This is a genomic window from Nitrosomonas sp. ANs5 (assembly GCF_050584665.1).
GTDB lineage: Bacteria > Pseudomonadota > Gammaproteobacteria > Burkholderiales > Nitrosomonadaceae > Nitrosomonas.
Genome location: NZ_JBEUDO010000035.1, coordinates 22,992 through 30,726, shown reverse-complemented (window position 1 = coordinate 30,726; position 7,735 = coordinate 22,992). Strand labels below are relative to the sequence as shown.

General features: G+C 54.9%; 10 protein-coding genes. 3 read left to right on the top strand and 7 right to left on the bottom strand.

Going from position 1 to position 7,735, the window contains the following annotated elements; genetic code table 11:
- Positions 1–85: 85 nt before the first annotated feature.
- Both ABTW62_RS09465 and ABTW62_RS09460 read right to left on the bottom strand, forming a co-directional pair.
- Positions 86–988: an Abi family protein gene (locus ABTW62_RS09465; protein ID WP_430904333.1), complete on the bottom strand. Its 903-nt coding sequence runs from the start codon at positions 986–988 to the stop codon at positions 86–88.
- Positions 989–1,159: 171 nt separating this feature from the next.
- Positions 1,160–1,402 (bottom strand): hypothetical protein, encoded by a 243-nt coding sequence (locus tag ABTW62_RS09460; RefSeq protein ID WP_430904332.1) that lies wholly within the window; start codon positions 1,400–1,402, stop codon positions 1,160–1,162.
- Between the two features lie 698 nt (positions 1,403–2,100).
- Between ABTW62_RS09460 and ABTW62_RS09455 the strand changes: the two genes are divergently transcribed.
- Both ABTW62_RS09455 and ABTW62_RS09450 read left to right on the top strand, forming a co-directional pair.
- Positions 2,101–2,421, top strand: a complete 321-nt coding sequence (locus ABTW62_RS09455) for a type II toxin-antitoxin system PrlF family antitoxin (RefSeq protein ID WP_090414081.1) — start codon at positions 2,101–2,103, stop codon at positions 2,419–2,421.
- Complete coding sequence (locus tag ABTW62_RS09450; protein ID WP_430904331.1) at positions 2,418–2,873, top strand: type II toxin-antitoxin system YhaV family toxin; 456 nt, start codon at positions 2,418–2,420, stop codon at positions 2,871–2,873. Before ABTW62_RS09455 ends, ABTW62_RS09450 begins: the two co-directional genes overlap by 4 nt.
- Before the next feature lie 458 nt (positions 2,874–3,331).
- Here ABTW62_RS09450 and ABTW62_RS09445 read toward each other — a convergent pair whose 3' ends face one another.
- The 3 genes from ABTW62_RS09445 to ABTW62_RS09435 form a co-directional block, all read right to left on the bottom strand.
- Entirely contained in the window at positions 3,332–3,745 is a 414-nt protein-coding gene (locus ABTW62_RS09445; RefSeq protein WP_430904330.1) for a helix-turn-helix domain-containing protein, read from the bottom strand.
- Between the two features lie 2 nt (positions 3,746–3,747).
- Complete coding sequence (locus ABTW62_RS09440) at positions 3,748–4,029, bottom strand: type II toxin-antitoxin system HigB family toxin (protein WP_090414086.1); 282 nt, start codon at positions 4,027–4,029, stop codon at positions 3,748–3,750.
- Positions 4,030–4,377: 348 nt separating this feature from the next.
- The gene (locus ABTW62_RS09435) at positions 4,378–5,166 is read right to left on the bottom strand and encodes a SapC family protein (RefSeq protein ID WP_430904329.1); all 789 of its coding nucleotides are present in this window, start codon (positions 5,164–5,166) and stop codon (positions 4,378–4,380) included.
- Between the two features lie 153 nt (positions 5,167–5,319).
- Here ABTW62_RS09435 and ABTW62_RS09430 point away from each other — a divergent pair, with 153 nt between their 5' ends.
- Positions 5,320–5,487 (top strand): hypothetical protein, encoded by a 168-nt coding sequence (locus ABTW62_RS09430; protein WP_176973976.1) that lies wholly within the window; start codon positions 5,320–5,322, stop codon positions 5,485–5,487.
- Positions 5,488–5,516: 29 nt separating this feature from the next.
- Here the strand turns inward: ABTW62_RS09430 and ABTW62_RS09425 are convergent, their stop codons facing one another.
- Both ABTW62_RS09425 and glk read right to left on the bottom strand, forming a co-directional pair.
- The gene (locus ABTW62_RS09425) at positions 5,517–6,164 is read right to left on the bottom strand and encodes a DUF4126 domain-containing protein (protein ID WP_090414091.1); all 648 of its coding nucleotides are present in this window, start codon (positions 6,162–6,164) and stop codon (positions 5,517–5,519) included.
- 21 nt (positions 6,165–6,185) lie between these two features.
- Complete coding sequence (gene glk, locus ABTW62_RS09420; RefSeq protein WP_090414093.1) at positions 6,186–7,169, bottom strand: glucokinase; 984 nt, start codon at positions 7,167–7,169, stop codon at positions 6,186–6,188.
- Between the last annotated feature and the right edge of the window lie 566 nt (positions 7,170–7,735).

Here is a 7,735-nt window from a genome sequence, read left to right as displayed (position 1 = left end):
CTAGCACGACCTAACCTTACTCGTTAGCCTTGCCTGCACGTGGGTGACCCAGATGCGCTGGTTGTTGAAGTGGGGGGTGAGGTGGTCATCGCTGCCAGACTGCTCGCTGCTGCCATCCGTCGGGGAAGCCCAATCGATCAAGTCGCACTCTCGGGTGTTGCGCAAGAAGGTCAGCCAGTCGCTCGCCCCATCGGCTGCCAGGCGCGACTACGCGAAGCAGGGCCTCGATCATGACGGCCTGGGCATAAAAGCGCGTCGTGTCCTGAAGGTCATCCGCCAAGTGCCGGGCGGCAACCGGCTTGATGGTGTAGACACGATTCCACAGCCGCTGATGGTGTGCGGCCAGATTGCGCACATAGGACAGTGCATGCAGCCACGAGCCGAACACGGCCCCGTCGAGGCCGAAGGCCTTGGCGATGGGTTTCTGGTTCTGGCGCGTCAGGTTTTTGAACGCATGGGAAACGGTGCCAAACGATAACGTTTCGAAGACCATCCACGAGGGCGGCAGCTCTGGCTCGCCGTATTTGTCGTAGTAGTGCTTGATGAAAATCTGGCGCATGGCGGCACGCGCGCTGTCGTGGCCAATGTCATCCTTCACGCGGCTGATGAACTGGGTATGCCTGAAACTGGGCACAAAATGCGCCGCCGCCATGAACCAGTGTGGCCCATGCAATTCGCTCATCGTTTGCGAGAGCAGCGCCCGAACAGCGACCTCGATGCGTTCGACCGCATCCATCACGGCCAGACGCAGCTTGCGGTCAAAAACGTAGAGATCGAGCATATCATCGAAGGTGGTGCCATCGAGGAAGCGGTGCAATCCATTCGCGTTGTAGGTCACCTGGAGCGGCAGCGCGTAGCCAGCCAGCCGGTAGTAACCCACGAAACGCAGGTAGTGCCGGGCAACCTCGTCGTCGGCGACCACCAGCCCACGTTGCTTGAGCAGCGCGATCTGGGCGCCGACATCGATGGCAGGTTTGGTGAATTTCATGGGCAATAAAAAACCCGCCGGGGTGCGCTTGCATGCAGAGGCGTGGCGGGTGTTGTTAGGGGAAGTATACGGGAATTGAGTGCTTCGTCAAGTTCAAAGTGGCAACAGTAAAGTGGCAATAGGGTCAGGTCTTTTTCTGATGTACATCAGGTCGGTGAAAAAAGTGGTGGGTTAGAAAAAAGCCTTGAGAATCAAAGTAACAATTCCGCCCAGTACCAGTCCTATCATCCATTTGATCACGAGCAATTCCCGCTCAATCCGATTGACATCCACCTTGGTGGCTAACTGCGATTCCATTGCTTCAGACAAAGCAAGCGCAAGCGCCTCAGCTTCAGCCTTTGCCTGTGCTTCTGGTACCCCGGCAGCTTTGAGCCGCTCCACAAATTTCAGTGTGTCAAAAGTTACGGTTGCCATATGAATGCTGTGGATTAATGATTGATAGAGCAATATAACACAAGGGCTGTGGTTGGGGCGGGTTTGAGAACCTCAATACGAATGCAAACCACGAATGGACACCAATCCACACGAATTTTTATTGATAAGGCTGACTTTATTTGATGTATGGCATGCAGCGGGGTAAATGATTGCTGTTTGACCTGGCGGCAGATGTAATACAACCACGGTGGTTTTTAATATTCGTGTGGATTGGTGTTCATTCGTGGTTCCTAGAAAGAGAAGGGGTCAAGAGAAGGGGTCAGATCTTGCCTAAATGTATGGCTGATCAGCTAAAAGGATGGTAGGTTGGGGTGAGCTTGTGAATCCCAATGCGAATGCAAACCACGAATGGACACGAATGCACACGAATTTTTATTGATAAGGCTAACTTTATTTGATGTATGGCATGCAGCGGGGTAAATGATTGCTGTTTGACCTGACGGCAGATGTAATACAACCATAGTGGTTTTTAAGTATTCGTGTGGATTGGTGTTCATTCGTGGTTCCAAGAGGTTGCAAGCACAGAAGAGGCGCCAGATCTTGCATTAACTTATTCTTGGTTAATGGAATTAATTCAAGCCGGTTTGAGCATTGATATCGGGCATTTCGCGCGTCTCTTGACGTAGTAAGGACTATTTCTTACCATGTCATTTCACTCTGATTTATAGGAGGTTCGTATGCCTGTTATTCGCGAAGTCGCTACCATCACGTCCAAGGGACAGATCACATTGCCCAAGTCCATCCGTCAGGCCTTGGGTGTGGACGTGGGGGGCAAGGTCGCATTTGATTTCACGGGCGACTGCGTGATCGTGACGCGTGTGCCTGACGCATCTCACGAAGATCCGGCTATCGGCAGTTTCCTGGCTCTCTTGGAAAAAGACATTCAGTCCGGCCGTCACGTCACAACCCTGCCCGATGACTTGGCGCGCTCGATGCTCGCTGCGCTCGGCAGGCGGGTGGATCTGAACGAAGATATCGAGGGCAGCGTAGCGCTGTGATTCAGCGGCACGGGTGGACTCTGCTGTTCCACGATTGCTTGGCCGAGCAGCTTCAAAGACTGAATGCCGCTGCTTCTCGCGCGAAAGCGCAAGATCCAGAGGGTTTCGAATCCAACGCCAGTGTCAAGCTGTTTGCCGCGTTGGCGGAATTAATCTTCGAGTCGGTTCCAAGCGATCCGAACCGGGATGAGTACCGGCAAGGCAACACCATGGGTCCAGCGTTTCGGCATTGGCGCCGGGCCAAGGTTGGGCGGCGCTTTCGGCTGTTCTTTCGCTTTGATTCCAAGGCCAAGCTCATCATTTTCGCCTGGGTGAATGACGAGAACACCTTGCGTTCTTCAGGTGCCAAAACCGATCCTTATGCGATCTTTCAGAAAATGCTCAAGTCGGGCCATCCACCTGATGACTGGGATGCATTGCTGACTGCCAGCAAGTCCGGCTGGAAACGCTAAATCGTAAAAAATCGACCAAGGAACAGAGGGGCCGGATCTTGTGTCAGGCTTGCGAGCCCTAACCACGAATGGACACGAATGCACACTAATTTTTATTGATAAGGCTGGCTTTATTTGATGTATGGCATAAAGCAGAGTAAATGATCGATATCTGAGCTGGCAGCAGATGCAATACAACCACAGTGGTTTTTAAAATTCGTGTGGATTCGTGTTTCTAATCAACCATTAATAGCATGGAGAAGGAAAACTGTGGGGGCACAGTTGTGCCTGCTGCTGTTTTCCAAAGGTTGGGCTACTAGGAGGCTGTCCGAGAATAGACAGATCTACTGCGGACGAACCTGCCAGGCTGGATTTTCCGATCCTTTTCGTTGAATAGAACCACTATTCGCCTCAAATGATCGAAAAATCCCGCTCAGCCAGCTTCGCCCTCGCTACGATCGCTATTCTCGGACAGCCTCCTAGACGAATGTCGCTGCCGAGACGCCGAACCGTTTGCTCAGGGCTCGTACCTGACGGATATTGAGCTCGCGCTTGCCGGCCAGAATCTCTGACACTACGCCTTGGCTACCAATCTCGGGCAGGTCGCTTTGTTTTAAACCGTGCTGCGCCATCAAGAATTTCAGGGCGTGCGCGCCAGTGGTCTCGGGTAGTGGGTGGTGTTCGGCCTCGTAGTCTTCGATGAGATCGCCTACTATGTCGACCAGGCCCATGGCGGGATGGTTCTCGTCGCCTTGGGTTTCGTCGAGCAGGGCTTCGAGTATTTCGGTCATCCGCGCGTAGTGGGCTTGGTCACGGATAGAGGTGATGCCGGTGGCTGCACGGAACTGCTCCCAGAGCGGGAGCAGGCTCTTCACATTGATGGACGCATTCATGATTACCAGGTTCCTTTGTCGTAGTCACGGTGGGTGAGTACCGCTTTGATGTACACGATCTGCTTTCCAAACCGGATATAGGCGATCAGCCGGTATTTGTTGCCGCCGATGTCGAATACCGCCAACTCGCCGACCTTATCTACTGTATTGAAGACGGCCTTGAGTTCAGCCCAGTTGGCAAACCGGTTCTTTTCAATCACCCGCCGCCAGCCCTGCAAGGGCACTTCGGCCTGTGGATGGCTGGTAGCAAAGTCTCGCAGGGCGCTGTTGCTGATAATCTTCATGATACCAGTATATCTCATAATGAGATGAACGCAAATCGAAGTGATAGCGCGGCGTAGGTGTCTGATCTTGCGTTAACGCATTCCTGGTCAGAGCCGTAGGTTGGGGTGAGCTTGCAAGCCCCAATAACGAATGCTAACCACGAATGGACACGAATCCACACGAATTTTTATTGATAACGCTGGCTTTATTTGGTGCATGACATACAGCTGGGTAAATGATCGATATCTGAGCTGGCAGCAGATGCAATACAACCACGGTGGTTTTTAAAATTCGTGTGGATTCGTGTCCATTCGTGGTTGCCCTGGTATGGCCTGCGCCAGGATAACTCTCCCGGCACTCAGCCCTTTTCAGTGAATATTTCCGAAACTGATATTGCCGTCGTTCTTGAGAAACTCCAGATCGAGTTCACCATTCGGCGCTGCCGCCGGTGCCGTTTGGGCCTGTGCATGGGCCTGGGCCAGTTTGCCGAGTTTTGCCAGGTGTTGCATCGACAGCAATTGGCAATAAGCCACCGGCAAAGCGCCGGTTTTGCGCAATTCGGCGAAGGCTTCTTCCGGCAATGCATTCAATGCGGCTTCATCGATACGATGCAGTCCTTCGATGTTGCGCTCACCCGATTCAGTCTTCACCTTGATCGGCCATGGCTGGATCAGATCGTGTTTTTGCAGCACGGCACAAATTCGAACGGTTGCTTCGCGGTTGGCCTGCACATGCTCCAGGAAATTCAAGACATCCGCGACGGATTTTGAAGGGGTGCCGTCATCGTTGAAGAATAACTCGCCTTCCGCATCCGAAAGCAGGCCGCTTTCCTCATCGATACACAGCACCTGTTGGCCATTTTCCGTATTGGCCAGAGCGAACGGAAAGCTGCGGTAGGCAGCCGGAACGTAACCAGCAAGCCAGCGGCCATCCGGGGCGACCAGCAGATTCTTGCCGGGCGCCAGCCCCTGCATGGCCACCAGCGAAAAAGTCTGATCGGCCGCAATGAAACCGATCGGCAGATGCATGACGGCACTCGGCAACTCCTTCACGACCAGCGACGCCACCGCATCGGAAGCGGCGAACTGGTAAGAGGCGAAACGCTGCCAGCGCTTGGTGGTGTGGTGGGTTTTGGAAACTACTTGATAATTAGGCATATCTTCTCCTGTGTAACCTTTCTGGCTGGAATGAAAACAACGTTGCCAATCAAGGCATGAATAGCCAGTATACCCGACTGCTTCTTCCAGACGCCACCCGCCCAGGTATCGGTGAGCGCTTCATCGGTCCTCAGAAGCTGTTTGGAAACGTCAATGCCAGGTCAGTTTGCGCATCGCTTTGGCAGCTATGGCGATAGGGTTGCCGAAAAGCATCTGGATGGCCACGGCCCGTTGGGCATCGCCAAGATGATGGTTGAAATTGCGGATGACCATTGTTTTCTGCCGTCTTTGCGTGCGCAGCGAAGCAATCCAGCCGGGTGATTCCTGGAATCGGTGGCAGAAGTTATGTTTCAGGTTTCGCGATCGGGTTTGTTGGCTGCGGGAGGCGGGCTGGCAAGGTGTAGGAATTTGGCGATGCGCATCAGCAAGCCTTTGAGCAGGGCCCATAATTTGGGCAGCAGCCAGATGGCCAGGCCGATGAATGCGATGAACAGTCCGAGAAAGATCAGGGGATGATTGAGGGCAGCCCATAACCCGGCAAACACCATTGCATCTTCGCTGAGGGAGGCTGTCCAGTTGGAAGCGGGTTCGGGGGAAGTGTTGATCATCAGGCGTGTGCCGGCCTTGGTGGCATGGCTGGTAGCCGCGGCGCTGCCACCGAGGATGCCGGCCGTGATTTCCATCGCGGTCGATACATCGCCGACTGCACCGGCAGCCAGCATCGCGCCGGCCGGTATCCGGACGAAGGTATGCGCGGCATCCCAGACGCTGTCCAGGCCGGGTATTTTATCGGCGAAGAATTCGATCAGGTACATGACGCCTGCGGCGCCGATGACCAAAGGATTGGCGAGTATCGTCAGTTCGTCGGGCAGTGTGATGTTTCCGGTGGCGGCGCCAAGGCCGAGCATCAGCAGCGCGGCATACAGGTTGATGCCGCTCGCCCAGGATGCGCCCATGGTGAGCGCGAGGGTGGCGATCAGGGTATCGTAACTTTCCATGGCATGATTGAGGATTGTGGGTTATTTCAGCAGGCGCCGGGCCTGCAGACCGGCACCGAGCAGGCCGGCCTTGCGGTTCATGATGACATGCACCGGGATTTCTTCGAGCAGGGATCTGAAGCGTCCCTTGTTGCGGAATGCCTCGATGAAACCGGGTTGCTTCAAAATGTCGATGATATAGGGCGCGATGCCGCCGCCAATGTAGACGCCGCCCCGGCACAGGCCGGCCAGCGCCAGATTGCCTGCATAGGCGCCATAGATTTCGCTGAATAACTGGAGTGCCTGCAGGGCGGTCGGGTGTTGGTGCTCGAATGCCAGGTGTGTGACAGTCGCGCCGTCGTCGGTATCGAGCGCGATGCTTTTCAGTTGCAGATCCTCGGTGACGCGTGTTTGCAGAAAATTGAAGATATGGGTCAATCCTTGTCCGGATAGTATCCGTTCGACCGAGACATGGGTATGCTTGGTCAACAGGTACTGCAGGAATTCGATCTGGAGCGGGTTGAGCGGTGCAAAATCAATATGTCCGGCTTCGGTGGCAAGTGGCTGGAAGTGTTGATCCTGCCGCAGCAGCCAGGCGACACCCATGCCAGTGCCCGCACCCAGAATGACGCGCATGGCGTCCGGGAAGGGTTTGCCGGCTTGCAGGGTGACGAGATCGTCTGTCGTCAGAATCTCGATCGACAAGGCCGCCGCCTCGAAATCGTTGAGGATTTGCACGGCTGGAATCGAGAACTGCCTGGCCAGCTGGGCTGCGTCCATCACCCAGGAAAGATTGGTCAGTTCCACCCGCTGCGCGACGATCGGCCCGGCCACTGCCAGGCAGAGCGCGGCGGGTTGGCACTTGGCGCGCTGCAGGAAGTCGCTGAAGATGTCCTCGAAATGTTGATGGGCGCGGCTGTCATAGCGGTATTCGCAGACCGGTTCGAGGTGTTGCCCCTGTAGCCGTGCGGCATGCAACAGGGTTTTGGTTCCACCGATGTCGCCGTAGATCAGATATTGAGTCATGGGTTATTCCATATTCGGAAGTTGCGGCAGTCTTGCCGATGGTAGCAAATCCTGCAATGACGAGTACAATAGATGCTTTATTTTCTGACGATAATACGCCAGCAAGCCGTCTTTGTGGGGGAACCACGAATGGACACGAATACACACGAATGATTGGGTGGGGGTGTTTGCTTTATTTGTTTTAATCATGAGGTGGGTGGATGGGCGATAGCCGGTCTGGTTCTGGTTGAAGTCAAGCCGCAGCAGTCAGTGTAGGGTGCACTCGTGCACCATCAAACATCCGGCCCACGGCGGCCAGCCGTCGCGCAGCAAAAGCCGGTGCACGGGTGCACCCTACGGGGTGGCTGTTCTGCTACTGGTTTTGATAACCACGAATGATTGGGTGGGGGTGTTTGCTTTATTTGTTTTAATCATGAGGTGGGTGGATGGGCGATAGCCGGTCTGGTGCCGGTTGAAGTCAAGCCGCAGCAGTCAGCGTAGGGTGCACTCGTGCACCGTCAAACACCCGGCCCACGGCGGCCAGCCGTCACACAGCAAAAGCCGGTGCACGGGTGCACCCTACGGGG